Annotated in this window: 22 protein-coding genes, 1 tRNA gene and 3 pseudogenes; 15 read left to right on the plus strand and 11 right to left on the minus strand. The window is 59.1% G+C overall.

The window, feature by feature from the left end; all coding sequences use genetic code 11:
* Window positions 1–55 precede the first annotated feature (55 nt).
* Complete coding sequence (locus tag BV82_RS16505) at window positions 56–367, minus strand: hypothetical protein (protein ID WP_010223958.1); 312 nt, start codon at window positions 365–367, stop codon at window positions 56–58.
* A 108-nt stretch (window positions 368–475) separates the two neighbouring features.
* On the opposite strand from BV82_RS16505, the gene BV82_RS16510 reads away from it, so the two are divergent.
* Complete coding sequence (locus BV82_RS16510; RefSeq protein ID WP_036994804.1) at window positions 476–1,294, plus strand: helix-turn-helix domain-containing protein; 819 nt, start codon at window positions 476–478, stop codon at window positions 1,292–1,294.
* A gap of 205 nt (window positions 1,295–1,499) precedes the next feature.
* On the opposite strand, the gene BV82_RS16515 is transcribed toward BV82_RS16510, so the two are convergent.
* From BV82_RS16515 to BV82_RS16525, 3 genes are all read right to left on the minus strand, one after another.
* Complete coding sequence (locus BV82_RS16515; RefSeq protein ID WP_036994771.1) at window positions 1,500–1,970, minus strand: GNAT family N-acetyltransferase; 471 nt, start codon at window positions 1,968–1,970, stop codon at window positions 1,500–1,502.
* 341 nt (window positions 1,971–2,311) lie between these two features.
* Window positions 2,312–3,322, minus strand: a complete 1,011-nt coding sequence (locus BV82_RS16520) for a magnesium transporter CorA family protein (protein ID WP_036994769.1) — start codon at window positions 3,320–3,322, stop codon at window positions 2,312–2,314.
* A 29-nt stretch (window positions 3,323–3,351) separates the two neighbouring features.
* Window positions 3,352–4,938: a RimK family protein gene (locus tag BV82_RS16525; RefSeq protein WP_010223964.1), complete on the minus strand. Its 1,587-nt coding sequence runs from the start codon at window positions 4,936–4,938 to the stop codon at window positions 3,352–3,354.
* 92 nt (window positions 4,939–5,030) lie between these two features.
* Between BV82_RS16525 and rimI the strand changes: the two genes are divergently transcribed.
* The 3 genes from rimI to BV82_RS16540 all read left to right on the plus strand — a co-directional run bounded on the left by rimI (window position 5,031) and on the right by BV82_RS16540 (window position 7,513).
* Entirely contained in the window at window positions 5,031–6,140 is a 1,110-nt protein-coding gene (gene rimI, locus BV82_RS16530) for a ribosomal protein S18-alanine N-acetyltransferase (RefSeq protein WP_036994767.1), read from the plus strand.
* 231 nt (window positions 6,141–6,371) lie between these two features.
* Window positions 6,372–6,731, plus strand: coding sequence for a DUF2388 domain-containing protein (locus BV82_RS16535; protein WP_010223966.1), 360 nt, complete (start codon window positions 6,372–6,374; stop codon window positions 6,729–6,731).
* Window positions 6,732–7,087: 356 nt separating this feature from the next.
* A complete protein-coding gene (locus BV82_RS16540) occupies window positions 7,088–7,513 on the plus strand; it encodes a hypothetical protein (protein ID WP_145959316.1) in 426 nt (141 codons plus the stop codon).
* Between the two features lie 24 nt (window positions 7,514–7,537).
* Here BV82_RS16540 and BV82_RS16545 read toward each other — a convergent pair.
* Window positions 7,538–7,984, minus strand: a pseudogene (locus BV82_RS16545) (IS5 family transposase); the annotation flags it as partial.
* 178 nt (window positions 7,985–8,162) lie between these two features.
* Complete coding sequence (locus BV82_RS16550) at window positions 8,163–8,819, minus strand: Bax inhibitor-1 family protein (protein ID WP_010223969.1); 657 nt, start codon at window positions 8,817–8,819, stop codon at window positions 8,163–8,165.
* Window positions 8,820–9,274: 455 nt separating this feature from the next.
* Here BV82_RS16550 and BV82_RS16555 point away from each other — a divergent pair, with 455 nt between their 5' ends.
* The 6 genes and pseudogenes from BV82_RS16555 (at window position 9,275) to BV82_RS16580 (ending at window position 15,683) form a co-directional block, all read left to right on the plus strand.
* Window positions 9,275–9,412, plus strand: coding sequence for a hypothetical protein (locus BV82_RS16555; RefSeq protein WP_215444968.1), 138 nt, complete (start codon window positions 9,275–9,277; stop codon window positions 9,410–9,412).
* Window positions 9,413–9,572: 160 nt separating this feature from the next.
* A complete protein-coding gene (locus tag BV82_RS16560; protein ID WP_081839642.1) occupies window positions 9,573–10,613 on the plus strand; it encodes a fimbrial protein in 1,041 nt (346 codons plus the stop codon).
* Between the two features lie 307 nt (window positions 10,614–10,920).
* Window positions 10,921–11,124: pseudogene (locus BV82_RS16565) on the plus strand (GNAT family N-acetyltransferase); the annotation flags it as partial.
* 178 nt (window positions 11,125–11,302) lie between these two features.
* Complete coding sequence (locus tag BV82_RS16570; RefSeq protein WP_036994763.1) at window positions 11,303–11,788, plus strand: hypothetical protein; 486 nt, start codon at window positions 11,303–11,305, stop codon at window positions 11,786–11,788.
* The gene (locus BV82_RS16575; protein ID WP_036994761.1) at window positions 11,781–13,223 is read left to right on the plus strand and encodes a TIGR01777 family oxidoreductase; all 1,443 of its coding nucleotides are present in this window, start codon (window positions 11,781–11,783) and stop codon (window positions 13,221–13,223) included. The genes BV82_RS16570 and BV82_RS16575 overlap by 8 nt, the downstream gene beginning before the upstream one ends.
* Window positions 13,224–13,232: 9 nt before the next feature.
* Window positions 13,233–15,683 carry a PEP-utilizing enzyme gene (locus BV82_RS16580; RefSeq protein ID WP_036994760.1) on the plus strand — a complete coding sequence of 817 codons (2,451 nt, stop codon included), beginning with the start codon at window positions 13,233–13,235 and terminating at the stop codon, window positions 15,681–15,683.
* A gap of 66 nt (window positions 15,684–15,749) precedes the next feature.
* Here BV82_RS16580 and BV82_RS26450 read toward each other — a convergent pair.
* The 3 genes and pseudogenes from BV82_RS26450 to BV82_RS16590 form a co-directional block, all read right to left on the minus strand.
* Window positions 15,750–15,899, minus strand: a pseudogene (locus tag BV82_RS26450) (lysis protein); the annotation flags it as partial.
* Between the two features lie 266 nt (window positions 15,900–16,165).
* Entirely contained in the window at window positions 16,166–17,014 is an 849-nt protein-coding gene (locus BV82_RS16585) for a tail fiber protein (RefSeq protein WP_051636744.1), read from the minus strand.
* Window positions 17,015–17,625: 611 nt separating this feature from the next.
* Window positions 17,626–17,699: transfer RNA gene (locus tag BV82_RS16590), tRNA-Cys, on the minus strand.
* Between the two features lie 308 nt (window positions 17,700–18,007).
* Here BV82_RS16590 and alkB point away from each other — a divergent pair.
* The 3 genes from alkB (at window position 18,008) to BV82_RS16605 (ending at window position 20,626) form a co-directional block, all read left to right on the plus strand.
* Window positions 18,008–18,664 carry a DNA oxidative demethylase AlkB gene (gene alkB, locus BV82_RS16595; RefSeq protein WP_010223981.1) on the plus strand — a complete coding sequence of 219 codons (657 nt, stop codon included), beginning with the start codon at window positions 18,008–18,010 and terminating at the stop codon, window positions 18,662–18,664.
* A 106-nt stretch (window positions 18,665–18,770) separates the two neighbouring features.
* Window positions 18,771–20,048 carry a bifunctional O-acetylhomoserine aminocarboxypropyltransferase/cysteine synthase gene (locus tag BV82_RS16600; protein WP_036994758.1) on the plus strand — a complete coding sequence of 426 codons (1,278 nt, stop codon included), beginning with the start codon at window positions 18,771–18,773 and terminating at the stop codon, window positions 20,046–20,048.
* Entirely contained in the window at window positions 20,045–20,626 is a 582-nt protein-coding gene (locus BV82_RS16605; RefSeq protein ID WP_036994757.1) for a class I SAM-dependent methyltransferase, read from the plus strand. The genes BV82_RS16600 and BV82_RS16605 overlap by 4 nt, the downstream gene beginning before the upstream one ends.
* 25 nt (window positions 20,627–20,651) lie before the next feature.
* Here the strand turns inward: BV82_RS16605 and BV82_RS16610 are convergent, their stop codons facing one another.
* The gene (locus BV82_RS16610) at window positions 20,652–22,502 is read right to left on the minus strand and encodes a polyurethane esterase (protein ID WP_036994755.1); all 1,851 of its coding nucleotides are present in this window, start codon (window positions 22,500–22,502) and stop codon (window positions 20,652–20,654) included.
* Window positions 22,503–22,752: 250 nt separating this feature from the next.
* Between BV82_RS16610 and BV82_RS16615 the strand changes: the two genes are divergently transcribed.
* Window positions 22,753–24,693: a DNA topoisomerase III gene (locus tag BV82_RS16615; protein ID WP_036994754.1), complete on the plus strand. Its 1,941-nt coding sequence runs from the start codon at window positions 22,753–22,755 to the stop codon at window positions 24,691–24,693.
* Between the two features lie 156 nt (window positions 24,694–24,849).
* On the opposite strand, the gene BV82_RS16620 is transcribed toward BV82_RS16615, so the two are convergent.
* Complete coding sequence (locus BV82_RS16620) at window positions 24,850–25,674, minus strand: class I SAM-dependent methyltransferase (protein WP_036994753.1); 825 nt, start codon at window positions 25,672–25,674, stop codon at window positions 24,850–24,852.
* A 98-nt stretch (window positions 25,675–25,772) separates the two neighbouring features.
* Here BV82_RS16620 and BV82_RS16625 point away from each other — a divergent pair, with 98 nt between their 5' ends.
* On the plus strand, window positions 25,773–26,165 hold the full coding sequence (locus tag BV82_RS16625; protein ID WP_036994752.1) for a VOC family protein: 393 nt from the start codon (window positions 25,773–25,775) through the stop codon (window positions 26,163–26,165).
* Window positions 26,166–26,172: the final 7 nt, after the last annotated feature.

A 26,172-nucleotide genomic window follows, 5' to 3' on the forward strand; every position in this document is an offset into this window, starting at 1 on the left:
GCTTCAAGCACTGATGGCCAGGTGGTGGTTCTGTTCGCCAGGTGGCGGCGCATCGTCATCCCTTCTTTCTCTCTGCCCCCCTGATTACGAGGTACAGCAGAGGACCGATTGAAACGAAGACCAGCGTGATCAGCATGTAAGGCAGCACCCCAATCAGAGCGCCTCCTCGTGCGCGGGTGTCCGTTACCATCCACATGCAGGCCAGCGCGGCCATCAAGTAGAGGTCGACAACCACTTGCGCGGTGTCAGGCCGGGACATCAGCTCAAGACCAAAAGCGAGGAGCGATTGCTCTGTAATCAGCAGCGTCCAGCCGGTATATAGCGTGAAGGCCATCAGTGGGGGCAGTGCAAGATAGCGAGCTCTCACGTTTTTCTCCTTGGTGAGTCACCCCGGTACAGTAGTGATAGGGTTCCTCGCCACTCAATGACCTGACAGGTCATGGACGTCTCCCACATGGACAGCCAAGGTAGAAGCATGAGTAACCATCACTTCCATCGCAGAGCCGCCGCTGCCGGTACAGAAGCCGGAGCCTATCTGCGCCGGTTCCGGCAACACGCGGGATTGAGCCAGTTAGACCTATCGCTCATTACCGGAATTTCCCAACGCCACCTTAGCTGCATAGAAACAGGACGTGCCAACGCGAGCCCCAGCACCTTGCACGCAGTGCTCTCTGCGCTTGACGTTCCGCTGGAGCAAAGTAACGACGTATTCCTCGCGGCGGGGTACGCACCTCGCTACACCGCATCGCCGCTAAACGCACCGGAAATGGAGATGGTGTATGCAGCGGTCAATCATATTCTGCAGGCCAACAATCCGGCTCCAGCCATTGTCATTGCCAGCAACTGGGACATTACGGCCGCCAATGTCAGCACAGGATTGCTGTTTGACATGGTCGGTCTTGCGCAAGGACATCGCTCAGGCCTCAATCTGCTGACGACGCTACTGTGCCCGGGGGGCTTGGGTGATTACCTGATCAATGCCGAAGAGATCAGGGCAATCGCCTGGCAGCGAGCGACGAGGGAGGCTGCAAGCAACGCTGATCTGTCTCATCTGCTAAGCAGTATTCCCGCCCCTGCCAGCCTTCCTGCAGATGCGGCGCTCTCCCCTGTAGTGCTTACTCGCGTGCATTCAAAACAGGGGGAGCTGGCGTTCCTTTCAACCTTTACAACCTTCGGCATGCCGCTGGACATAACTGTGGCATCGTTGCGTATTGAGCACCTGATTCCCGCCGACACGCAGACCTGGAAAACGATGGCGGCGGCCTATGAACAGTGGCTAGCGGTTCAAGCATAAGTGGCACAAGGGCACAACATTATCGTCCCTACGCAAGGCGTGAACTTCAAAGCGGTGCACAACCGCGACCGCAACGTCACCCACGCCAACACTGATGGGTGATTCAACCAAGAGGCCTTCGTTTATGACGCGACACACGGAAAGTCATCAGCGGCCCTCTTGGCGTTCAGTCAGAAATCCTCATTCTCGATCGCTAATCCAGCGTTTACGCAGTTGCATCCAACGGCATTCGGTATTCGATAACGCCAGGCTTTTCGGCAATCCAGTCGTATAGCCTTTGGGCGGTTTGATTGGTCTCCTGGGTGTGCCAGTAAAGCCGGTCACAGTTTTTTCCCCGCGCTTGCCCTTGCACATATTCGATGAGCGTCTTACCGATCATCTGGCCGCGTACGCTTGGGCATACGTATAGATCCTCCAGGTAGCAGAAGTCGTTGCGGCCCCAGGTGGATCGGTGAAAAACGAAGTTAACGAAACCGTAGAGGTGCTCGCCATCTGAGGCGACTGCACAATGCACAGGTTCGGTGCTGTCGAAGAAACGCGCCCAGGTGGTCTTGGTCGTCTCCATGCCCACATCCACCTGGTAGAACGCTTGATACTTAGCCCAGTATTCGCACCACGTGTCGAAGTCCTTTTGCTCTACTGGGCGAACCGATAAAACCTGTTGTCCTGCTGTCATGCTCAATCCTTAATGACGGTAGAAACGATAACTAGAAATGTAGATGCCCCGCTCCGTTTCTATCCGGTACGGCGCCGCCCCCACGTGGTATCAACACGCTTGGTAACTGATTTATAGCGTGCCAATGGCCGAGGTAGCCCATCCAGTTTTTGATCTGCGGCCAGACCATTTGCTTAATCTCCAGAGTTCTGCTTAACCTGCGAACATCAACTGGGCTTGTCTTTGTTCCTGATGAAATCCAGATAGAAGCCCACAGCGCCCACCAGCAGAATTGCGCTTACCACCAGCAAACCAACAACGGTATTGTTCATCTACATCTCCTTGGCAGATCGCTGCTCCGATCACGAGAACACACGTGTAAACAATCGCTTTGCGCCGCCCGGACGCGAGGCAGTAGCCACCACCCCTGCTCGACTTCCCCCACGAAAATCCCGGGCCAGACGCTTGAGAAACAAGACCATCACCCCGCCCAACAACAGCATCGCCAGGACCAGTGCCGGATAAGCAAGCCACCACGGGACACCACTGGTCATCATGCTGAATTCGGACATGCCGCCGATGCTGGCGATCAGGTTCAAGGGCAGAAACACCACGTTGATCAAGGTCAGCTTGCGCAGCATTTCGTTCATGGTGTTGTTGGCCAGGTTGCCACGTGCATCCATCAGCCCGGCAAACACCGTGGAGTAGATCTCTGCCTGTTTGTAGCACTGGGTATTCTCGATGATCAGGTCGTCGATCAACTCGATGAGCGGCGCGTCAAAGTGGTTTTTCTGCGCATGATTGCGAAGACGCGAAAGCACCGTGCCATTGCTGTGGATGGCGTTGATGTAATAGATCAGGCTTTCACTGAGGTTGAACATCTGTATCAGGTGGTTGTTGTGCATCGAGCTGTTGAAGCGCTGCTGCAGCTCGCGGGCAACCCGCTTGATCACCTTCAAGTGCCCAAGGTAGTGATGGATATTACTGAACAGCATGTCCAACAACACATCCAGCGGTGTCTGCAAGTCATGGCGGGTACCCAGGCCTTGCAACTGCGAGTCGTCCGGCGCGATCAGCACCAGGCGCTCGGCGTGCAACAAAAGACCGAAGGAGGACACTTCAAAGGAGAAACTGTCGCCGCCTGAGTAGTTCTCAGGACGTTTCCAGATCAGGAACAGGCTGTCTGGGTGGAACTCGATGCGTGAGACCTCATCAGGGTCAAGCGCTGACGCCAGCGCGTGCTCATCAATGCGCAAGCGGTGCTTGAGCAGTTCGCGCTCGGCAGGGTCCGGATCGACGAACAACAGTACCGGGCTGTCGAGGCCTTCACTCGGATGCAGCGCCCCTTGGGCGAGCAGGAAGCTTTTAATCATCGCGGCACTCCCGGATCGATGCCGCGCCTCTACCAGACCTGGCCGCGGCGCTTGTGTTCCAACCGGCGCACGAACTCTTCCAGCACCAGGGTGTACAGGTCGTCCTGCAAATAAGCGTCCTCGATGCCAGCGTCCAGATTGGGGTTATCGTTCACTTCGATGACCACCACTTTGTCTCCCGCTTGCTTGAGGTCGACACCATACAAACCGTCGCCAATCAGGCCGGCGGTTTTTACCGCCAGCTCTACCACTGCTCGAGGTACTTCGTGGACGGGCAACGTGCGGCATTCACCAATAACGTCGGCGCCATTGGCCTTGTGGTTGAAGATCTGCCAATGGCCTTTCGACATGAAGTACTGGCAGGCAAAGATCGGCTTACGATTGAGAATACCGATGCGCCAGTCGTACTCGGTATAGAGGTACTCCTGAGCCAGGAGCAGCACCGAGTGCTCGAAGAGTTCAGCCGTAGCCCGCAGCAGCTGATCCTGGTTCTCCACTTTGATTACGCCACGGGAAAAGCAGCCATCGGGGATTTTCACGACCAGCGGGAAACCCAGGCGCTCCCCCACGTGCTGCAGTTCCTGGAGGTTGTCCTTGTAGAGAATCTCGCTGGCCGGCATAGCCAGTTTGTTGCTGCGCAACAGGTCAGTCAGGTAGACCTTGTTGGTGCACCGCAGGATCGAGGTTGGATCGTCCATCACCACCAGCCCTTCGCTCTCGGCTTTTTTAGCGAAGCGGTAGGTATGATTGTCGACGCTGGTGGTTTCACGAATCAGCAGTGCATCATATTCGGCCAAGCGCGAGTAGTCTTTCTTCTCGATCATCTCGACATCGATGCCCATGCCGCGGCCTACCCGCACGAAACTTTCCAGCGCCTTGGCATTCGAGGGCGGTAATGTTTCGTCGGGGTCATGCAAGATGGCCAGATCGTAGCGCGCCATGCGCCTGGACCGGGGGACACGCCAGATTTTACGACTGAACCCATCCAGTGCATTGGCAAACTGATCTTCCTGATCTTCACGCAGCTTGTGCATTGACCCGGCTTTTACTCCAGCGATATGCCAGCCATTCGCCTTGCGGAATTCGACCAGTAATATCGGACAGGGAAACGCCTCAAACAGCTGACGGGCAATGGACTGCAACGGTTCCAGGTGTGTCCAGCCAAAGTAAAGACTCAAGGTAAAGCCTTCAGCGCTGGCATATACATTATTATTTAAATTTTTCTCCAGGGTCTTTTCCACGTCGTCCAGGGCCAAGCCATAGAGCGACTTGCGGGTGAGCTCACTGATGGTCTTGACCGACGGTATTACTGTGTGACCTCTTGCCTCGGCCAAAAGCGAACAGTAATAACCATGCCCAAGGTACTTGTAACTGCGGCATAGGTTAATGACCTGCACGCGCTTGCTTGGCTCGCGATCCCGCGGCCGTTCCAGGTATTCCTGGGCGCTCACCAGGTCTTCACTGGGAAAGTACTTACTCCAGTCTTCCTTACGCTCAACAATAATAACAAGTTGACTTGAACTCTTGCTTTCAATTGCGCCACGCGGTTGACTGACTATTGCCGACTCAACACGTTTACCCAATACTGCGCGCAAACCTGACGGTGCTATTGTCATTTCAAGTGCCTAACGAAGACCAAGTGCTTATCTATTAAGCATGGAAAATTAAAAAAGTCTCGCTCCCTTACGAAAGTTTTACGGTGATCTATATGGAATTTATATTTCGCACCGCCTGTGCCCAAGACCTGCCCTCGTTACTGTCGTTGGAGAACCAGTGTTTCGAGCATGACCGGCTATCGCCTCGAAGCTTTCAATGGATGATCAGCCGTGCACACGCCAGCCTGATCGTCGCTCAGGCCGAGGGGCAGTTGATGGGTTACGCCTTGCTGTTGTTTCATCGTGGAACATCCCTGGCGCGCCTCTACTCCATCGCCATTTCGCCCGCCGCTCGCGGTCAAGGGCTGGGTAAACGGTTGCTGGCTGAAGCGGAGCAAAACGCGCGCAGTTTCGACTGTGCCTACGTGCGTCTTGAGGTCCGTCACGACAACAAGACGGCGATCAGCCTTTATGAAGGCGTAGGCTATCGACGCTTCGCGGTGATCAACGACTACTACCAGGATCATGCTGACGCCCTGCGCTATGAGAAACGCATCATTGAACAGCCTTCCGGCAATGCGCGGCGGGTGCCTTACTATCAGCAGACCACCGACTTCACCTGTGGCCCGGCATGCCTGTTGATGGCCATGGCCGCACTGCAACCCGGGCGGGCGCTGGACAGACGTGAAGAGGTTCAGCTGTGGCGCGAAGCAACCACGGTGTTCATGACCTCGGGGCATGGTGGCTGCAGCCCCCAGGGGCTCGCATTGGCGGCCTGGCGCAGGAATTTTCGGGTGACTTTGCAGGTGAGTGTCGACGGCCCGCTGTTCCTCAATGGCGTACGCAGTGAGAACAAAAAAGCAGTGATCCGCCTGGTGCATGAGGAACTCTGCACAGCGCTTCAGAGTAGCGACGTGGTGCAGGTACAGAGCAAGAAAATCGACATCGCGGGTCTATTGGCGGCGGGCGGTCAGCCGCTGGTGCTGATCAGTTGCTTTCGCATGACCCGCAGCAAAGCACCACACTGGGTGCTGGTGACAGGATGCGACGAAGACTTTGTTTACCTGCATGATCCGGATATCGACCATAGCCGGCATCGCCACGCCCTGGATTGCCAGCACCTCCCGGTAACCCACCAAGAGTTTCAGCGCATGAGTCTTTTCGGCGGTAATAAGTTGCGCGCGGCAGTCGTGCTTTATCCCCGCCCGGCCGGTGGAGTGTGATCGAACAGGCTAGCAGCCGCTTGAATTCCCGAGAAAAGCAGGATCAATTATCCGCGCAATGGCTTGCGCAAATGCCTGCGGATGTTCAAAACTGGGGCAGCTCGCTGGAGGCACAAAGCCACTACACCAGCGACCAGCTCAGTGACTGGCTTCCCCTCCACACTGGATGCCCGGACAGGAAGACAGTAGATTCAATCTCTGAAGGATGCTTCTCACCCATGGAGTGGATTTTTGCGCAAGCTGATTGTTGTATTTATGCTCGGTTTTCCGTGCAGTTTTCCCGTAATCGCTGGTGATGGTGGCGTCAGAGTGTCAGGCATGGGGGCGGTTGTTTCAGCGACTTTTGTTGTGACTTTTTCCCCCTTTACGCTTACTCAAGAGATCGACGAAAGCACCCAGGGTAGTCACAAGGGGGGGGACCAGAAAATTCTTGCCGCTCGCAATGATGCTGCAGCTTTTGTCGCGAGTGATGGGTATATCCGAGGCGCGAGCCTGGAGGCAGCATTCGAGGTGTTGCGTACTCAGAATCAAGTGGGCACAGCCAGCGACATCGAGCTAGCTCAAGCCGTTTTGATTTACGAATTTCGCTAGCATAAAAGCGTTTCGACCACTGGTGACGAGCCCGGCCCCACGCTGGGCTTTTTGCATTTGGCTGCCCGGCCAGGTCCTCGCTACAGTCACCCATTTTAAAGGAGGGATCATAGGCGAGTCTTGATTGGGGCAGTGGCAGTGACGTTGCAGGCAGGCTGCGCAATGTGCATGAAAAGCTTAAGTTGGCGTGTGCCAGGTCCAAGGCAGGGAGGGAGGCAGAGTAGCGACGTCGCCCCGCAGTACTGGATCATCCATACCTATACTCTCTCTGGGCACGAAGAGGGAAGGACATGCGGAGGCCGTCAAATGAGACTTGGAAGCAACTAAGATCAGCCTCCGTTGTTCTGGGAGGGATCATGCTAGTCGTGCTCATGGTCGTCATCAGCAGGTCCTATGGATATCGTGGGGCCGACATTGAAGTCATGCGAGGAGTGGCGGTCCATCAAACGACTGGTAATCATCCCAAGATCACCCTCCGGGACCTGGACTCGGGACGACTTAAACAGCTCGACTCCAAACTGCTCCGTCCGTCGGACCTGTTTAGAAAAGCCCAAGGCAAAGAGATCGAACTGTCGTTCGTCGGTAGCAGCATTCTGCATTGCAAAGTGGAAGGCGTGGACCTCTGTTCTCCCATGTGCCTCTCAGGCAACGAATGCGAGGAGTGGGCCTCTGCCAAGGAAACCCGTAAAGCTCGACTCTTTGTCTTCATGTGGCTCACCGTCGCTGTGGTTTCCCATGTAATGCTGATGATGAATAGCAGGAGGCACCCGCGATCTCTATGACCGCACGGGCCTTCCATTTGGTCCCTAGGCACTGTACGAAAAGTAATGTCGCAAACACCGCATGGCACAAGCTAACGAGACCATCGCTGCGTAGCTTTTCGCGAGCTTGTCGAAGCGTGTGACGATCCGTCGGTTCTCTTTCAGCCAGCCGAACATGCGCTCGATGATGTTGCGTTGTCGATATTTCGGCCGATCAAACAAGCGAGGCAAGCCGGGCTTGGGTTTGCGTTTCATCGATCGCCGAGGGATTACCGGTTGCATCCGGTAACGGTCACCGTAGCGTCGCAGGGCTTCGGCATCGTAGCCCTTGTCAGCCAAAAGCCAGCGACAGCGTTTGCGAGGGCGACCGCACAAACTGGGGACATAGGCTTCATCGAACAGGGGCTGAGCGTACGAGATGTCACTGGCCTGTCCGCCCGAAAGCAGAAAGCGCAGCGGTACGCCATTGGCGTCGCAAAGCATATGAATCTTGCGCCGGGGCTGTTCAAAGAGATCAGCAACCAGCTCCCAGGCTGCATCGGGGATTTCGTACCGCTGACCATCGTGGCCTCCTGCCTTCGATGGGCGCAAACTCTACCGAATATCAGTGTTCAGGTGCGGCGACAGCGGTTTCAAAGGCTGGGATTTTGTGCCGTAGCAGCTGCGCAACTCACTTCTTGGACATGATCCGCAAGATCCGCAGGAACAGATTGATGATGTCCAGATACAGCGATGCGGCACTGTCGATCGCATTGTCCACGGTACGCTCGATCTGGTTCGCACGTCCCCAGTCCACCCCGATATACCCACAGAAGATCGCTGCAACGATCCAATCCATCGCCGCCAGACGGGTGCCGAACAACCAGGCTTGCCCCAACTCGACGACTATCGCAACCACCAGGGCGATAAACAGCGACGCTTCGATGCGTTTGAAGAAGGCGGGAAACGCGGTACCCAGCAGCATCATGCCCACGGTCAGCAAGGCGGTCGTTTGCACGGCTTTAATAATGTTTTGATGCGAATAGTCCGGGAGGACAATGACAAGCAGCAAGCCTATCGGAACCACGATCAGGTTGTAGCCGAGAAAGCTGTACAGCGGTTTCTCAGACTTGAATATGATGGCGACACCCGTCAGCGTAGTGATCATGTAACCGGCCATGAAGAGCAGCATGGGGATAGCCTGAATAACGTCGGCCGGCACAGTGGTTACCAGGTACCAGTTGACGGCAAAGCCCCACAGCAGCACTGCACCGAGGATGAGATTGTAGGCGTTGGCCGAAATCTGATGGTTGGTTCCGACCCGGTTGAAAGTTTGGTTTTCCAGCATGTCCGTTATGCTCCCTGGATACTGTCTCTGTGAATGCTGCCCGGAATGACGTGCGTTCAATGCCACCTGGCTGAGCCGCTACTGTTACTCGAGATCGATGCCCCACGCAGGAGCCGCCAGCGCAAGCGCGAGTTCGATGGCTCGGAGCGTGGTGATATTACGATGCCAGGTACGCTCTGACAGCAAGCGTGATGGTAACCGTAATCATCTGCAAAATGGACTAAGAAATGGCACTTCGGCTTAGGCCGCAAAATTTCAGCGTTTGAGGGGTGAGGTGACGATTGGGTTTCTGGGGATTTCGTACAGAGCCTAGTAGCTAGATGGTTGCTCGCCAACCAGGAGAGGAATGCCGCCCAAGGCCTAGCGCTTGTGGCAAAAATGAGAATCGTCTGATTTCGAATTCGAGGTGGCGTAGGTAGTTTCACCAATCCATTTTGAATTAGTACGAATTAGCAATGAACTTACACAATTCGGAATTAACGCCAAGCAAGCAAGCAAGCAAGCAAGCAAGCAAGCAAGCAAGCAAGCAAGCAAGCAAGCAAGCAAGCAAGCAAGCAAGCAAGCAAGCAAGCAATCAAGCAATTATAAGCTAAAAATAAGTATTGCCGCAAGTGTTTTTACTGCACTCTCTGGATGCACTACTGCTTCGCAGCATGACATAAAACAAAACTATTCTAACGAGCACTACTACAACAAATTAAAAGCCGAAAACCCTGATTATCACTGGGAATTTATTGAGAGGTCATACAACCAATGACGCTCAATAAGAATTTTAATTTACAAAAATCTCAAAATTCAAACCATCCCTTTAAAAATGGAAATCCCGTCAGGCTAAACCGCTTATTGCAAGCACTTATATTTCAAAGTATTAGCTTTAATGCGATGGCGGCTTGCAGCCTTGTCACAGGGCACAGCGAAGCCACCCTAACGGTAAGCGTACCCTCAACTTTGCCTTTCCCGCGAGACACTCCAGACAACACTGTCCTTTATGAGTCAGGGAGTGCCAACGCTACAGGGCCGTCGTTCACGTGCACTACGGATACAAGGTGGGGTGTAAAAAACAAACTAGGCACAGACTCCCCCACGAGCAAAACCTTTCCGATCGGTGACACGGGCATCTCATGGCAGTGGATATATAATGGCACTCCAGTATCCGGCGACGGAGGAGCGTCAGTACTTAATGGCGGCGAAACCTATGGATTCGCTAATACGACACATGCGCTTCGCCTGCTGAAAACAGGAACAGTCAAAAACAACACTACGATTTCTGCAGGAGAAATCGGAAGTTTAAAAGCAGGCTCAATTTATCCAATCAGCTTGAAAATCAGCAACGAGTTGAAATTCATAGCTCAATCCTGTGAAACTCCAGACGTTAAAGTCGAAATGGGGCAATACGATCTTGGTATTTTCTCCGAAATCGGTGATACCTCAAAAGCAACGTCCTTCAACATCCTGCTTAACAACTGTCCAAGCGGGATAAAAAAGGTCATGTACACCTTAGCGCCGAATCCAACCACCCCAGCCTGGAATGCCGCCCTGGGAATCATAGAGCTCAACAAGAGCTCTACTGCACAAGGTATTGCATTACAAATACTGGACAGCAATCAAACTCCTCTAGAACTTAACAAAGATTACGTATTCAGCGACTACACCTCTACAGGCGGGAGTTTCCGGATACCACTGAGCGTACGATATTATCGAACACTTCCAGCAAGCAGCGGAGGCAAGAATGATTTAGGGGTAAGACCTGGAACGGCCAACAGCGAGGTGTCATTCGTTATGAGCTATCTATGAACCCTCGGTCACCAGACGTGCAGGATGCTGCAGGACCTCCAAGCGATCGTAGCTGGTATTCGGTAACAGCCTGGTACTGCGACTCAGCCTCCAGCCCCAGGCGCTCGACTTTCTTTGCTGACTGACCGGCACCCTGAGCAGCGTGGTAACGTCGCTGCGCATCGATGGCCTATTGTATCAGCGGCTCGCCCGCCTCGATAACTCCGGCCAGGGTCTTCTTCACATTCTGCCGCTCCGGTCATTTGGTCAAAGCAGTATAGGCCAGCGGCGATTCGAGCTTCGCTACTCACCGCTCAGGGAGAGCGACATGTCTGTAGAGATCCAGCGTTCGGAAAATGCAACTGAAGCAGACCGGTTAGGCATTTTGTCTCCATTACTGGCCCATAATCTGGCCAACGGTGGGGACGACGCCCATGAAACATTGGCCCTGTTGCTACGGGACCCTGACAGTAACGAAGATATAGGCGGCCTGTACGGCAAGGTCTCATATCATTGGCTGCTCATTGATCTTGGCCCGATAGCGGCTTCATAGCAGACCACAATCGGCCAATTTCAGCCAAATGCTGACCGGCAGCTTTGGGTTGTGGATTCAACCGGTCGCTGCAGGATCAGCGATGGGCTGAACATCCTCGGTTGACCTGCAACCTCCGGTACACTGCTCACCGTCAAGGAAATCGACAGGACACGGAATGCCATCTTCACACTCTTCATCCCTAACCAGTCGGCGCCGCTTCTGGGTGCGCTGGCTCCAGGCTGCCGCCCTGGCGCATTTGCTGGTAGGTGTCGGGCTGACGTGGGCTGGCCACAGCCTGCTGCTGAACGACTATCAACTGAGTATCGAGCAGGCCTTCTGGGGCCAGGCTGCACCCGTACCGGCACGCAACCAACAGGTCTGGTGGCTGGCCCTGTTCGGCGCCACCCTGCAAAGCTACTCGCTGTACATGCTCGGCCTCATCCACCTGGGTGATCGCCTTCGCAGCCACCAGGCCTGGGCCTGGCTGATTGCCGGCATTGTGCTTTGGGCACCTCAGGATGCCCTGATTTCGCTACAGGTGGGTATCTGGTCGCATCTGGTTGTCGACGGTGTGGCCCTCCTGGTCCTGATTCCACCACTGCTCTGGCTGTATCGCCATGACCGCTCTGTTTTCACTGTAAAAGGACTTGAACGTGGCTGAACTGCCTACACTGCACTGGGCCATTATCTTGCTGCTGTTCCAAGGGTTTCTTGGGGCGCTCGACACTCTCTACCATCATGAACTGACCGTGGCCCTGCCCCAGCGCCATAGTGCACGCCTGGAGTTGGCGATCCACGCAGTACGCTCGTGCTTCTACGGGGTCCTGTTCCTGGGCATTGCGCACGTTGCCTTTCAGGGGGGATGGGCCATTGTCGTTGCGGTGCTGTTTACCCTGGAAATCGGCTTAACCTTATGGGATTTCGTGGTCGAGGACCGTAGCCGCAAGCTACCGGCGATCGAGCGCATCATGCATACGGTACTGGCAATCAACGCCGGTGCCTTTTTCGCCCTGTATGGCATGCAGTTACTGGAGTGGTCGCACCTGCCCAGCGGCTTGGTGGCAATCGATCTCGGCTGGCAAGGCTGGGTACTGACGCTGTTTGCCGTTGGCGTCACGGCTTCGGGTGTCCGCGATGGCCTGGCGGCGCTGCGCATGCAACGCAAGGGCCTACCGCCCAACCTCTTTGCAGGGGCAGCCTACAAGCAGGTGCTGGTCACCGGCGGCACCGGTTTCATTGGCGAAGCGCTGGTCAACCAACTGCTTGATGCCGGTCACACCGTCACCGTGCTGGCCCGAGATCCGCTGCGCGCAGCCTACCTGTTCGATGGCCGGGCCCGGTGCATGCGCGAACTGGGCAAGCTCGGCCATGGCGAACGATTCGATGTAGTGATCAACCTGGCCGGCGCGCCGGTCGCCGGGCCGCGCTGGTCACCGCGGCGCCAGGCCCAATTGCTCGCCAGCCGGGTCGCCACCACCGAGGCGCTGCTGGGCTGGATGAGACATGCCACCCACAAACCGGCGCTATGGATCCAGGCCTCAGCCATCGGCTACTACGGCGTGCGCGATGGCAGTGAACAGCTGGACGAAAACGCCAGCAAGGGTGAAGGCTTCATGGCCAAGCTCTGCGCCCACTGGGAGGCCGCGGCCAGGCCCGCTACCGAACTGGGGGTACGCCAGGTTGTACTGCGCCTGGGTGTGGTGTTCGGCCCCGGTGGAGCACTACCTGCGCTGCTGATGCCGTTGCGCCTGGGCTTTGGCGGGCGCATGGGCGATGGTCGGCAGATCATGAGCTGGGTGCACCGCGACGATGTGCTGCAGGTGATGGCACGGGCCATGGACGACACCTCGATGAACGGCACATACAACCTGGTCGCCCCCGAGCCCGTCAGCCAAGCCGAGTTCGTCGCGGCCGCCGGTACGCTGCTCAAGCGTCCGGTATGGCTACATGTTCCGGCAGCGCCGGTACGCCTGATCGCCGGCGAGATGGCCGAGCTGTTCTTCGACGGCCAGCGCGTGCAGCCGACCCGGCTGCAACAAGCCGGCCACCGCTTCCAGTACCCAACCCTGGACAGCGCGCTGCGCGACCTGGCCTGAGGAGCATCAATGAACAAGCCCTTGATGTACCTGTTGGCTGGCAATGGCAGTGCCGCCGACTGGTGGGACGATGCGCTCGCGCATTTTCGCCATTACCGGGTACAGGCCCTGGAGCTGCCTGGTTTTGGTGATAACCCACAGCCGCCCTGCACGGACCTGTCAGGCTATGCTCAGGCACTGCTGGAGATGACCGAGCCTGGCCAGGAAATCATGGCCGTGGGGGTGAATGCGCTTATCGTGCTGCATGCTTTGCAGCGCCGCCCGGGGCACTTTGCCCGCAGCGTGCTGCTGGCGCCGGTCGGGGCGTTTCTCTGGCAGCGTCGTCTGCCGGCCCTCATGTCGCCCCTGCCGCTGCGCAAGACCATCCACTGGCTGCTCGGCCACAAGCCACAATGGTTCGCCCGCAAGTTTTCCCAACACCGCTGGAGCGCTGCGCAATACCGCCGTATGGGCGCCGGCTATACCCGATGCAGGGCCTTCATGCCCTATTGGGACCAACTGCGCGCCGACACAGCCCTGACGCTGCTGGAGTGGATCACCGACCCCATCGAGCTGGTCTGGGGCGATCAGGACCAGATGCTCGGCATTGCCCAGGCAGCAGCCTGGTCAGCAATCCTGGCCCGCGCCGACCTGCGCATCAGCCTGCAACCAGGCTGGGGGCACTATCCCTGGATCGACGCACCCAGCGCATTCGCGACCTGGTTGGAATCAGGGGCGCAAGGCTTCGTCGCCCACACCAAGGGCGGTCGCTTGCGCCTGGCCGAGCTTGCCGGACAACCAGTCCCCCAGGCGTTGACCATTGAGCATGAGAGCGACCCCCGCCTGGCGCAGTTGCTCGCCGGCACTGCGCACATGACTTGGGCCGTACGCTCCTCCAGCTATGGCGAAGACCAGGCCGATGCGGCCAATGCCGGCCTGAGCACCACGTACCTGCGGGTAACGGCTAGCGACGTTGCAGCCCGGGTAAAGCAGCTGCGCGTTGCGGGTGTCGAAGAGGTCGTGGTGCAGCGCTTCATTACTCCCAAGCTCTCGGGTATCGCTTTTGTTCGCCATCTTGCGGTGGAACTGGAGTGGGTCGAGGGGCATCTGGAATCGCTCGCCGATGGCCAGGCCACGCCAGAGCGGGCAACCCTTTCGCGCCTGGGTTCAGCGTGGGAAAGTGGGCAGTTTCGGAACCTGCACGGGCTCGACGCAACCGCGCTATGGGGCTTCCTGCAAGGGGTGCTCAAGGTGTTCCATTATGTGCCCGGCGATGTCGAATGGGCCTGGGACGGCCAACAGCTCTGGCTGCTGCAGTATCGACCGATCAGCGAGCATGGCTGGCGACGCCACCTGACCGCGGCGAACATTGCCGAGATCCTGCCGCCACAGCCCAGCTGCTTTGTCGAATATGCCCAGCGCCGCGCAGCCGCAAGTATCCCGGCGATCATGGCACGTTGGGACTGCCGCATTCTGGAAGACAACGAACCCTTTACCGCTGTATTCGCTGGCGCCTCCTACATCAACAACGACTTGTTCCTGGCCCGCCTGGCAGACTGGGGCGTATCGGCCGCAAGCTATGCAGGCGAAGTAGGTGGCGCCACCCCGGTTCTGCCTTGGCGACCGCTGCGGCTACTACGCTCGCTGCCGCTGTTCTGGCGCATGCAGCGCATAGCCCGAGGGCACCTGCATACCCTGGAGTCGGGGCTGCGCCGCTTTGATGATGAACTGACGCAGCTCAAGGCCGACGGCGCCAATGGCCAGCAATTGGCAGATTGGTTCAGCCGCTTCTATGTCTTCGTCGTGCAGGGCAACCTGTGCATCGCCACCGCACTGGCCAGTAGCGGCGGCGCCCTGTTCGGTCGCCCGCCAACCGCCTATGACGACCTGGGCTTCAGCCCGCATCGCCTGCCTTGGGAAACCGACCCAGGTACCCCACGCCCCAGCCATGCCGAACTGCCCCTGCAACCGCTGCCACTCTGGCCCAGGCCCATCGCGATGGCCCACCGCCTTGGCTTTCCGGGGCTTCGGGGGTACTACCTGCAGGTGCGCGAATGGTACCGGGACAACCTGATGCGTATCTTCTTCCGGGTGCACCACGCGATGCCAAGAGCCGAGCGTGCACGCTGGTTCGCACCACACCCTGAAGTGCGCAACCGCGCGGGCAGCTTCTGGCAAGATGGCCGCGAGGGCCTTGAGCAGGCTGCCGGCTTCATGATCTATCCCGGCTACGTGCGGGGCATTCTCGGCCAGGATATCCTTTTTGAGGACAGCCTCGACCCGGGGCGGCATGCCCAATATCAGCAGGCTAGCGCGGTGATCGCACGAATGGGTGGGCGGTTGTCCCACGGTTCAACCCTGCTGCGCGAGTTGCGCAAACCATCGGCGGTGCTGCCGCAGGTAGATAATGGATGGCTGGGCCGCGAGGTGGTTTATTGCGACGGGGAGTTGCGATTGTCGCACCCTGATAGCCAGTCGTGATGCAGTTTAAGAATTGTGGCCCCCCAGCCATTGAAAGCAGCCATCTGCGCTTGTTTGTTTTACCGCTCACCGCCCGACGTTTCGGACGTGGGCCTGGCACGCCCGCAAGGTAATTAAGCCTTGGTCGCCGGCATCGGCGATGGCGGCATTTCGTTGAGCAGCCGCAGGGGCAAGTTCGCCTCGCGCGGCGCCATGAACCACGCCGCAGGTGTCGGACTATTCAATGGAGTGAGCGCGCCGGTCCACCAAGCGATCGGAGCTAGTACTCGGTGACAGCCTCGATAATTCCCGCCAGAGTCCTCTTCACGCTGCTGCTCCGGTTATTTGACCAGAGCAGTATAGGACGCCTCGAACGCCAGGCCTGCTATTCGGGCTCGGTCATACGCTTTCGCCAGTTCTCTCGTGCGAGCAGGTCGGAGAGCACAAGGGCGGCATAGTGGGAGTACACCGCCGGAGATATGAGAGTTTTAAAAGCAAGAAACTCAATACTTGATCAGTGCAAGTAGCGCGATATTGCGTGGCCGAGCGACGCCTGAGTAACCGCGGTCGCCGGCGAGACCCGGTAATGCATAATTGACTGTCGCATCGACTCCACCGACGGTAACAGTCGGGTAATCAGTGGTCGAGTACGGGTCTACACCCATCGCTACTTGCGATGCTGCACCAGAGTTTTGTGTGGTTGAAGCACTCCAGATGCCGTTGGCTTTATTGTCAGTGGTATCGTAGGGGTGCAGGGTGCCCTTTTGCGACGATCCAAATGCACGCCCAGCATCTATCCCCCTGCCGTCATCAAAGCCGCGGATGAACTCGCCTCGCAAGTCAGGCAATACGAATGTGGTCGAACCGTCCCCAGCACCATAGGTCGTTCCAATTGCCGCAAAGAGCGCAGAAAACGTGCTACGTGAAACCTCAGCGCCATCTGCTTTGAGCCAACCCGCAGGAACGGAATTGGCAGCCGAAAATTTCACATCACCCGGCGCAGCTCCCGAAGCGATGGAGATCTGACCCAAGGTTACCGCGTGCTGGCTACGTGTTGCATTGGCGACCTGCTGTGCACCGCCGTCGCTACTGATCAACACCCAACACAAAGCGCCGCCGTTGAGCATAGGGCCAATATGCGAGACCAGCGTGACATTGCCGCCAGCAACGATCTCGTCACCCTGCAGCAGTTGCCCACCCAAGCCATAAATCGGAGCCGCTGCGAGCCCATCAGGGGCATAGGTAGCATCGGCCGGGTTGGTCATCGTGGCGCGAAAATACTGAACCACGCCGTTGGTGGTGGGCAGCGCTGCAAAGGGCAGGGAGTTTGAAGCGGTGTAGGTAGTTGTCATCTGACTTTCCTTGTGAGTTGACACGAAAAAATTCAAAAGTGGCTGCGTCGGTCGGCACCTCGACCAGACGGCCTGCAATCTCAATACACTGTATATACATACAGTATATTGGGCAAGCTAAATCCATCTTGAAATCTTCATCACTCGCTCCTTTGATGGTTTGCTCAGCCCACTGGGCGCCGGTCGCGGCAAACGATGTAGGCAGCAGCGCATCATGCGACGCACCAGCCCGCTTTTCATCGTCAACGAGCATGGCAAGCGGATGAGCTGGCCAATGTTGCGCAACCGGTGGGCGGACGCACGCGAGGCCACGAGGTTGAAAGCAGAGCTGGAGAAGAAGCCTGACCTTACCAATCGAATAGCCCAGTTCCAGTTCAGGGACATCCGACCGAAAGCGGCATCTGAGGATCAACGACCTGAGCGATGCGAGCGTGCTGCTCGGACACTCGAAAGAGGGAATCACCGAGCGCGCTTACCGTCGCGTCGGGGCCATCGCCAAGCCCTGCAAAGGGTGAAATTTCGGAACTCAATGCCTGAAGTATCGGAACTCCAACCTTTTCCGACCCACAAAGAAAAACCCCGCAGACGTTAATCTGCGGGGCTTTCAATAATGGAGGCCGAGGTCGGAATCGAACCGGCGTAGACGGATTTGCAATCCGGAGCATAACCACTTTGCTACTCGGCCTCAAATGCCCGAGACCCTGAAACTGCGATCTCAAACATATACAACTCTTTAAGGAAACAACTTACTAAAACCGCTATCTCCTTGAAAACGCTAGGCTTTTTAAGTGCCTCGTTTTCGATGGACGCAATTATGTACTCATTCCCCCGCTCTGGCAACCCCTTGAATTCAAAAAGTTTATTTTTTTCTTCGAGGGGCCCTGGGCACCCTGAAGTGCGGGCTTTGCGCGCAACAAACAGGGGGACGGCACAGGTGCCAAAGCGCGTTACTATACAGTCTCTGCACCCAGCCCGCTGCCTGAATCGCCGCTTATGATGCAAACCGAACTGGACCTGTTCAACCCCGCCAACCCCGCCGAGCCACAGTGGATCGGCAAGCAGGCGGTAGTGTTGCCCGGGCTTGCCCTGGCCTGGGTCGACGCCCTGCTACCTGAGCTGCGCCAGATCATCGCCTGCGCGCCTTTGCGGCATATGGTCACTCCCGGTGGCCTGAACATGGCCGTGGGTTTGACCAACTGCGGGACACTGGGCTGGATCAGTGATAGGCGCGGTTATCGCTACAGCCCGGTCGACCCACTCAGCCAGCAACCCTGGCCGGCATTGCCAACCGTATTCAGCGAACTGGCCGCCCTCGCCGCTTCGGCCGCAGGCTTTGCCGACTTCCAGCCGGACGCTTGCCTGGTCAACTGTTATCAGCCGGGCAATCGCTTGAGCCTGCATCAAGACCGCGATGAACACGATTACAGCCAACCGATCGTCTCGGTTTCGCTGGGTTTGCCGGCTGTGTTTCAGTTCGGTGGCCACAGCCGCAACGCGCCCAGCCAACGCATCGGCCTGCGCCATGGCGATGTGATGGTCTGGGGCGGTGAGGACCGCCTGCGCTTTCATGGGGTGCTGCCTCTCAAACCGGGCAACCATCCCGTGCTGGGCAGCCGGCGCATCAACCTGACCTTGCGCAAGGCGGGCTAGGCAGAACGCTATCGCGGGGCCAGCCTGCTCCCACGGACCTTGACCGTCACTCGCTCCGCGCTCCATGCTCTAGCCCCTTCCCCCCCGACTTTCAAGGAACGATTGCATGAAGCTGGAAACCCTGGCCATCCACGCGGGCTTCAGCCCCGACCCGACCACCAAGGCCGTCGCGGTACCGATCTACCAGACCACCTCTTTTGCCTTCGACGACACCCAGCACGGTGCCGACCTGTTCGACCTGAAAGTCGCCGGCAACATCTATAGCCGGATCATGAACCCCACCAATGATGTGCTCGAGCAACGCATGGCGGCGCTGGAAGGCGGCGTCGGTGCCCTGGCCGTGGCCTCGGGCATGGCCGCGATCACCTACGCGATCCAGACCGTGGCCGAAGCCGGCGACAATATCGTCTCGGTGGCCAAGCTCTACGGCGGCACCTACAACCTGCTGGCCCATACCCTGCCACGCTTTGGTATCCAGACCCGCTTTGCCGCCCATGACGACATCGCCGCCCTCGAAGCGCTGATCGACAGCCGCACCAAAGCAGTGTTCTGCGAGTCGATCGGCAACCCGGCGGGCAATATCGTCGACCTGCAAGCCCTGGCCGATGCCGCGCATCGCCATGGCGTACCGCTGATCGTCGACAATACCGTGGCCACGCCGATTCTCTGCCGCCCGTTCGAACACGGCGCCGATATCGTCGTGCACTCGCTGACCAAGTACATCGGCGGCCACGGCACCAGCATCGGCGGCATTGTCATCGACTCGGGCAAGTTCCCCTGGGCCGAAAACAAAGAGCGCTTCGCCCTGCTCAACACCCCCGACCCGTCGTACCATGGTGTGACCTACACCGAAGCCTTTGGCCCGGCCGCCTTTATCGGCCGCTGCCGGGTGGTGCCGCTGCGCAATACTGGCGCGGCGCTGTCGCCATTCAACGCCTTCCTGATCCTGCAAGGCCTGGAAACATTGGCCCTGCGCATGGAGCGTCACACCGAGAACGCACTCAAGGTCGCCCACTACCTGCAGAACCATGAGCAAGTCGCCTGGGTGAAGTACGCCGGCCTGCCTGATCACCCCGAGCATGAACTGGCCCGGCGCTACACCGAAGGCAAGCCGGCCTCGATCCTGTCGTTCGGGATCAAGGGCGGCCAGGAGGCCGGCGCGCGCTTTATCGATGCACTGCAGTTGGTGGTGCGCCTGGTGAATATCGGCGACGCCAAGTCGCTGGCCTGCCACCCCGCCTCCACCACCCACCGCCAGCTCAACGACGAAGAACTGGAGCGCGCCGGCGTGCCACGGGACATGGTGCGCCTGTCGATCGGCATTGAGCACAGCGATGACATCATTGCCGACCTGAGCCAGGCCCTGGAGGCCAGTCGCGGATGATCCAGTCCGACTACTACGCAGCCTCACGCGAGGCTGCGGTGTACCCGCACCTGCGTCAGGCAGTTGAGCTGGTCGCCATCGATGCAGGCAACATTGCCGTGGATGTCGGTTGCGGCGCGGGCCGCAACACGCGGTTCTTGCTGGAGCGCGGGTTTGTCGTGCATGCCTACGACAACAACCCCGAGGCCCTGGAGTACGTGCGCGACTTGGCCGATAAGCCGCAACTGTTTACCGCCTGCAGCAGCTTTGAAACTTTCGACTACCCCCAGGCGGCGTTGATCACCGCCAGTTCCTGCCTGTTTTTCTGTCGGCCGGAACACTTCGCAGAGGCCTGGCGCCGAATCGTTCAGGCGTTACGCCCGGGCGGGATATTCTGCGGGCACTTCATGGGGCCAATGGACTCCTGGGTACAGCTTGAACGTCGCGACCTGAGCGTGCATGACCGTGCCCAGACCGAGCAACTGTTCGACAGCTTCGAGTTGCTCGATCTTTATGAGCACAACCAGCCCGGCAAGACGTTGCTGGGCCGCAGCAAACACTGGCACACCTACTCGGTGCTGGCCCGCAAGACCGCTTAAGGCTTGCCGGCCAGCAGCAGTTCACTCAGGCGATGACGATCTGCGCCGCGCTCAGGCTATCTGCCGACACCCCCACCAGGGTCACGCTGTCAGCGCCAAAACGCAGTACGGTATCGTTACCCTCCTGGCTCAGGTGCTGGCGAAAGTCCGGTTGCGCGGTGCCGCCATCAACGCCGATGAACAGCAGACGGTCATCACTGGTAAAGCCTTGAACCTGATCCTGGCCAAAGTGGCCGCTGAACAGGAAGGTATCCTGACCGCCGCCTGAAACCAGCACATCGTTACCAGCGCCGCCGACGAACACATCGTTGCCACGCCCGCCCTGCAAGTGGTCATTGCCATCCAGGCCAAACAACCAGTCACCCTGGGCGCTCGCGGTCAGGCTGTCATTAGCCGCCGTGCCGTTCTGGCTCGTAGCATAGGCGTGCAGCTTGCCACTGCTGAGCACACCCTGCGGGTCGATCTGGTGGCTGACCTCCTTGCTGAAGAGCACCAGGCTCGACTCCTTGCTGACCAGCGTCTCGACCTGGTTGACCAGGCTGATGCCGCCCGCTGCGTCGCGCAGGTACAGGGTGCCGTTGCCATCGCGGGCGATATCGAAACTGCCAAGGGCCTGGCCGAGTTTCAGGGTGTCGTGCCCGGCGCCGCCGTCGATCAGGTTGTAGCCGCCGTCGTCACGGAAGGTGTCATTGCCGCCGCGCCCTTCCAGGTAGTCATTGCCACGCCCGCCATGAATCAGGTCGCCGGCTTCGGAGCCGATGATGAAGGTACTGCCCGTGTGCGTCTCGGCATTGCGGTTCAGGTCCTCGACCCAGGTCGAGCCACGGGTAACGTCGGAGAGGTTGCTGACGACGATGGTCGAGTCCTTGGCCGTCCAGGCGTAGAACTTCGAATCCAGCACCCGGCCCAGGCCGTCACCGTACGCCGTAGGTAAATGCGCCAACCAGGTGGCGATATTGCCGATCGAATACGGCAGCAGGTTCCAGGCATCGGAGGCGTAATGGTCATTGAAGTTGACGATGTTGTCGGTGCTCGAAGGCTTGGCGCCGTCGTGCACGCCGACGGTTGCCCAGTCGAAACTCGAGCCATTGAGGGCGCGGAACACCGGGTCGTTCTCGTAGCCGATATTCAGCACCTTGCCGCTGTCACTGGCCTGGGTCGGTGAGGCAAAGGCTACGTAACGGGCATCCTCATAAAAGCCCCCCCACTTGTCGTGACTGAGCTCAGCCAGGCTGTTGACGCCCAGGCCGCCAAGGCTGTGGCCACTGACGGTGATATCGGTGCCTTTGAGGCCATTGGCCTTGGCAAAGGCGGCGACATCGTCGAACAACCGGCCAAAGGCATTGGCGGCGTAATTTTTTGCGTAGCCGTCCGGGCCAATGGCGGCCATCAGGTCGTTGATGGCATCGGCGATGGTATCGCCCACCAGGTTTTCCCGTGGCCCGCTGGTACCGCGAAAGGCAATGCCCAGCCCGCTTAACTGGCCGGCGGCGTCATACTTGCCGAGGATCTCGACCTGGGCACTGGTGTAGCCGGCGGTTTCGCCGTGGAAGGTTCCGCGAAAATCCGTGCTGCCCTCATAGCCCAGTTGCTTGGCGCTGATCGGCGTCCAGCCCGCGGCCTTTACAGCGGCCAGGGCCTGGGCTTCGGAGTCGGGGTTCCAGGGGATGCCCGGGATCGCGCCCTGGCTGTCGGTGCCGCCAATCAGTGCCTTGACCAAGGTGGCGGGCAAGCCCAGACCAAAGCCGTTCTGCTGGTAACCAACGGCAAAACCGTTGTCGAGGCCGTGATAGGCATAGAGGGTCAAGGCCATGGCGTCGCTGTACAGCGCCTTGGAAGCGGCGCTGTCGAGGTTGCGATAATCGAAAACAGGCATGGGGGTACATCCTTGTGCAGTTGGCAGAAAGCCCTGGCGACATCGTCCATTGACACACCCGAGGGCAGGTCAAACGCTGCCACAAGGGCAATTCTCCCGTCCACGGTCACGTCGAGGGCAAGCTGGCCAAATGCGAGGAGTTTTCGTTACCAGGGCGGCAACACCAGGCTGTATATCCATACAGATAAAGCTTGCCACGCCTATCAATCCTGCGCATCCTATGGCCTTCACCAGCCATAGATCGAACGGCATGCGCCTGTTTCTCTGCGAAAAGCCTTCCCAGGCCAAAGACATCGCCAAGGTGCTCGGCGCCAACCGCCGCGGCGACGGCTGCTGGGTCGGCACCGATGTCACGGTCACCTGGTGCATCGGCCACCTGCTGGAAACCGCTCCACCCGACAGCTACGACGCGCGCTACAAGCGCTGGGTGTTGGCCGACCTGCCGATCGTGCCCGAGAAGTGGAAAATGCTGGTCAAGCCCAAGACCGCCAGCCAGTTCAAGGCGGTTAAACGCCTGCTCGGCGAGGCCCGCGAACTGGTGATCGCCACCGACGCCGACCGCGAAGGCGAGATGATCGCCCGTGAGCTGGTCGAGCATTGCCGCTACCGGGGGCCGATCAGCCGGCTATGGCTGTCGGCGCTCGACGACGCGTCCATCCGCAAGGCCCTGGCGACGCTCAAGCCCGGTAGCGAAACCTTCAGCCTTTACCATTCGGCCCTGGGGCGCTCGCGAGCCGACTGGCTGATCGGCATGAACATGAGCCGGCTGTTCACCCTGCTCGGCCGTCAGTCCGGTTACCAGGGTGTATTGCCGGTAGGCCGGGTACAAACGCCGACATTGCGTCTGGTGGTCGATCGCGACCGCAGTATTGCCGACTTCGTGCCGGTGGCCTACTGGGCCATCGACGTGCAGCTACGCAGCGCTGGCGAGCAGTTCACTGCACAGTGGCGGGCACCGGAGGACGCCTGCGACGACCAGGCCCGCTGCCTGAACCAGGCCCTGGCCCAGCAGGCCGCTGCGGCCATCGGTGCGGCCAGCAGTGCCCGGGTAATGAACGTCGCCACCGAACGGGTTCGCGAAGCGGCGCCGCTGCCCTTCGACCTCGGCACCCTGCAGGAGCTGTGCTCGAAAAAACTCGGCCTCGGCGCCCAGGAGACCCTGGACATCGCCCAGGCACTGTACGAAACCCACAAGCTGATCACCTACCCGCGCAGCGACTGCGGTTACCTGCCATTGAGCCAGCACAGCGAGGCAGCGGCCATTCTGGCCGCCTTGCAGCGTGCCGATGCCAGCCTTGCGCCCTTGCAACCGTACCTGCAAGCGCAACGCCGTTCACGGGCCTGGAACGACGCCAAAGTCAGCGCCCACCACGGCATCATTCCCACTGCGGCGGCCAGCGACCCGTCGCGTTTGCCGGCCAGGCACAAGGCAGTCTATACGCTGATCCGTGCCCGCTACCTGGCGCAGTTCCTGCCCAACCACGAGTACGATCGCACCCAGGCCGAGTTCGATTGCGCAGGCCAGGCATTACGTGCGGTGGGCAAGCAGATTGTCGAGCCAGGCTGGCGCCGCGCCCTGCCTGAGGCCCTGACGCCTGGCAAAGGCCGCGAGGCGCCGGTGGCTCAGGTGCTGCCGCTGCTGCGTGAAGGGCAGGATTGTGCCGTGGCCGGGGTCAACCTCAAAGACTTGTGGACCCAGCCGCCCAAGCCGTTTACCGAAGGTGACCTGATCAAGGCGATGAAAAACGTCGCCAAGCTGGTGGACGACCCGCGCCTCAAGCAAAAGCTCAAGGACACCACCGGCATCGGCACCGAAGCCACCCGTGCCGGGATTATCCAGGGCCTGCTCGATCGCGGTTACCTGGTCAAGAACGGCAAGGCCCTGAGTGCCACCCCGGCGGCCTTCAGCCTGATCGACGCGGTGCCGCGGGCGATTGCCGACCCGGGCACCACGGCGATCTGGGAACAGGCGCTGGACATGGTGCAAAGCGGCGAGATGAGCCTGGAGGACTTCGTCGCCAAGCAGTCGGCGTGGATGAGCAAGCAGGTCGAGCGCTGCGCCGGCATGCGCCTGACCATCAGCGGCCCGGCCACCCCGGCCGGGCGTGGTGCTGCGCCGTGGAAGAAAAAACGCAAAAGCAGCGCGGCGGCGGGCAAGCGAACGCGCAAGCCGAAGGCGGCAGCGCAGTGAGGCTGCCGGCCTCATCGCTGGCAAGGCCAGCGCCCACAGGTCCGGCGTACACAAGGCCACTCCCACAACAAACACCTGCTCCCACATGATCGGCGTCTACCAAGCCATTGTGGGAGCCAGTCTTGCCGGCGATGAGGCCCTCAAGGTCCGCAGCCGTTAGCCCCGCTTGACCGCCTGCAAGGTGTAACTCAGCGGCAAGCGCCAGCGATCCTTGTTCAGCGACCACTCACCTGCCCCGTCTTGGCTCATCTGCCCCGGCAGCGCCTCCCAGGGAATGCTGTCATGCTCCACCAGCGCGGTGAGCTGCAGCCCATGCTTGAGCAAGGCACTGATGATCTCGCCCAAGCCGTGGTTCCACTCATGGGTAACCGTTTGCTCAAGCAACCTGTCGGTCTCGACATACGTCTGGCCGCTGTCCCACACCGTCGGCGCCTCGCGCTCGAAGTACGGGTACTCGATCACCAACTGGTCCTGATGATCTTCGTTCACCGCCAGCAGCATCGGGTGACCTTCACGCAGGAACAGCCGTCCACCCGGCTTGAGCAGCGCCGCCACGGTACGCGCCCAACGCTCGATGCTCGGCAACCAGATCAACGCGCCGATGCCGGTGTACACCAGGTCGAACGACGCCGGCGCCAGCACCTGGTCGGCGGCGTACACATCCGACTCGACATAGTCGATCATGGCCCCACAGCGTTCAGCCAAGGCCCGCGCCTGAGCCAAGGACTGCGCAGAAAAATCCAGCCCGCTGACCTCGGCCCCCAAACGCGATAGCGACAACGTGTCGGTTCCGATATGACACTGCAAATGCACCGCCCGCAGGCCACGGATATCGCCCAGGCGCGGCAAGTCGAAACGCACCACCTCAGACAGGTGCGCAGGGTCGGCGACGAATGTGTCTACTTCATAATCTTTGGATGCCGCGTGCAATGGCGCACGCTCATCCCAGTTGCGGCGGTTGAGTTCGATCGGGTCGGTCATCAGGGCTCTCCTTTGCAGCCACAACCTTAGCGACGTACCCAAGCCGCCGGCAAGTGCTGTATAAACCGCCCACGCCCTCTTCAATCAAGGAAGCATTGATGAAACTCGGATACACCATCGTCTACGTCCCGGATGTCGCCGCCTCGCTGGCATTCTTCGAACAGGCCTTCGGCCTGGGCCGGCGCTTTCTCCATGAGTCCGGCGACTATGGCGAGCTGGACACCGGCGCCACCACCCTCGCCTTCGCCTCATTGGCCCTGGGCAACAGCCACTTTCCGGGCGGTGTGCTGGCAGCCAGCGAATCGGCAAAACCGCTGGGCATGGAAATCACCCTGGTCACCGACGATGTCGCTAGCGCCCATGCCCGCGCCGTGGCTGCCGGCGCCATCGAGCTGAAAACCCCCGAAGCCAAACCCTGGGGGCAAACACTGTCGTATGTGCGCTGCCCCGATGGCACCCTGGTGGAGCTGTGCACGCCGGTTGGCAACTAGCCCGGAG

The organism is Pseudomonas donghuensis (assembly GCF_000696345.2).
Taxonomy (GTDB): Bacteria; Pseudomonadota; Gammaproteobacteria; order Pseudomonadales; family Pseudomonadaceae; genus Aquipseudomonas; species Aquipseudomonas donghuensis.

Coding starts and splice junctions, on each gene's coding strand:
- BV82_RS16510 (WP_036994804.1), top strand. CDS start 476: ATGAGTAACCATCACTTCCATCGCAGAGCCGCCGCTGCCGGTACAGAA.
- BV82_RS16580 (WP_036994760.1), top strand. CDS start 13,233: ATGAACAAGCCCTTGATGTACCTGTTGGCTGGCAATGGCAGTGCCGCC.
- BV82_RS16625 (WP_036994752.1), top strand. CDS start 25,773: ATGAAACTCGGATACACCATCGTCTACGTCCCGGATGTCGCCGCCTCG.
- BV82_RS16605 (WP_036994757.1), top strand. CDS start 20,045: ATGATCCAGTCCGACTACTACGCAGCCTCACGCGAGGCTGCGGTGTAC.
- BV82_RS16615 (WP_036994754.1), top strand. CDS start 22,753: ATGCGCCTGTTTCTCTGCGAAAAGCCTTCCCAGGCCAAAGACATCGCC.
- BV82_RS16570 (WP_036994763.1), top strand. CDS start 11,303: ATGCCATCTTCACACTCTTCATCCCTAACCAGTCGGCGCCGCTTCTGG.
- BV82_RS16610 (WP_036994755.1), bottom strand. CDS start 22,502: ATGCCTGTTTTCGATTATCGCAACCTCGACAGCGCCGCTTCCAAGGCG.
- BV82_RS16620 (WP_036994753.1), bottom strand. CDS start 25,674: ATGACCGACCCGATCGAACTCAACCGCCGCAACTGGGATGAGCGTGCG.
- alkB (WP_010223981.1), top strand. CDS start 18,008: ATGATGCAAACCGAACTGGACCTGTTCAACCCCGCCAACCCCGCCGAG.
- rimI (WP_036994767.1), top strand. CDS start 5,031: ATGGAATTTATATTTCGCACCGCCTGTGCCCAAGACCTGCCCTCGTTA.
- BV82_RS16520 (WP_036994769.1), bottom strand. CDS start 3,322: ATGATTAAAAGCTTCCTGCTCGCCCAAGGGGCGCTGCATCCGAGTGAA.
- BV82_RS16585 (WP_051636744.1), bottom strand. CDS start 17,014: ATGACAACTACCTACACCGCTTCAAACTCCCTGCCCTTTGCAGCGCTG.
- BV82_RS16515 (WP_036994771.1), bottom strand. CDS start 1,970: ATGACAGCAGGACAACAGGTTTTATCGGTTCGCCCAGTAGAGCAAAAG.
- BV82_RS16560 (WP_081839642.1), top strand. CDS start 9,573: ATGACGCTCAATAAGAATTTTAATTTACAAAAATCTCAAAATTCAAAC.
- BV82_RS16540 (WP_145959316.1), top strand. CDS start 7,088: ATGCTAGTCGTGCTCATGGTCGTCATCAGCAGGTCCTATGGATATCGT.
- BV82_RS16600 (WP_036994758.1), top strand. CDS start 18,771: ATGAAGCTGGAAACCCTGGCCATCCACGCGGGCTTCAGCCCCGACCCG.
- BV82_RS16525 (WP_010223964.1), bottom strand. CDS start 4,938: ATGACAATAGCACCGTCAGGTTTGCGCGCAGTATTGGGTAAACGTGTT.
- BV82_RS16550 (WP_010223969.1), bottom strand. CDS start 8,819: ATGCTGGAAAACCAAACTTTCAACCGGGTCGGAACCAACCATCAGATT.
- BV82_RS16555 (WP_215444968.1), top strand. CDS start 9,275: ATGAACTTACACAATTCGGAATTAACGCCAAGCAAGCAAGCAAGCAAG.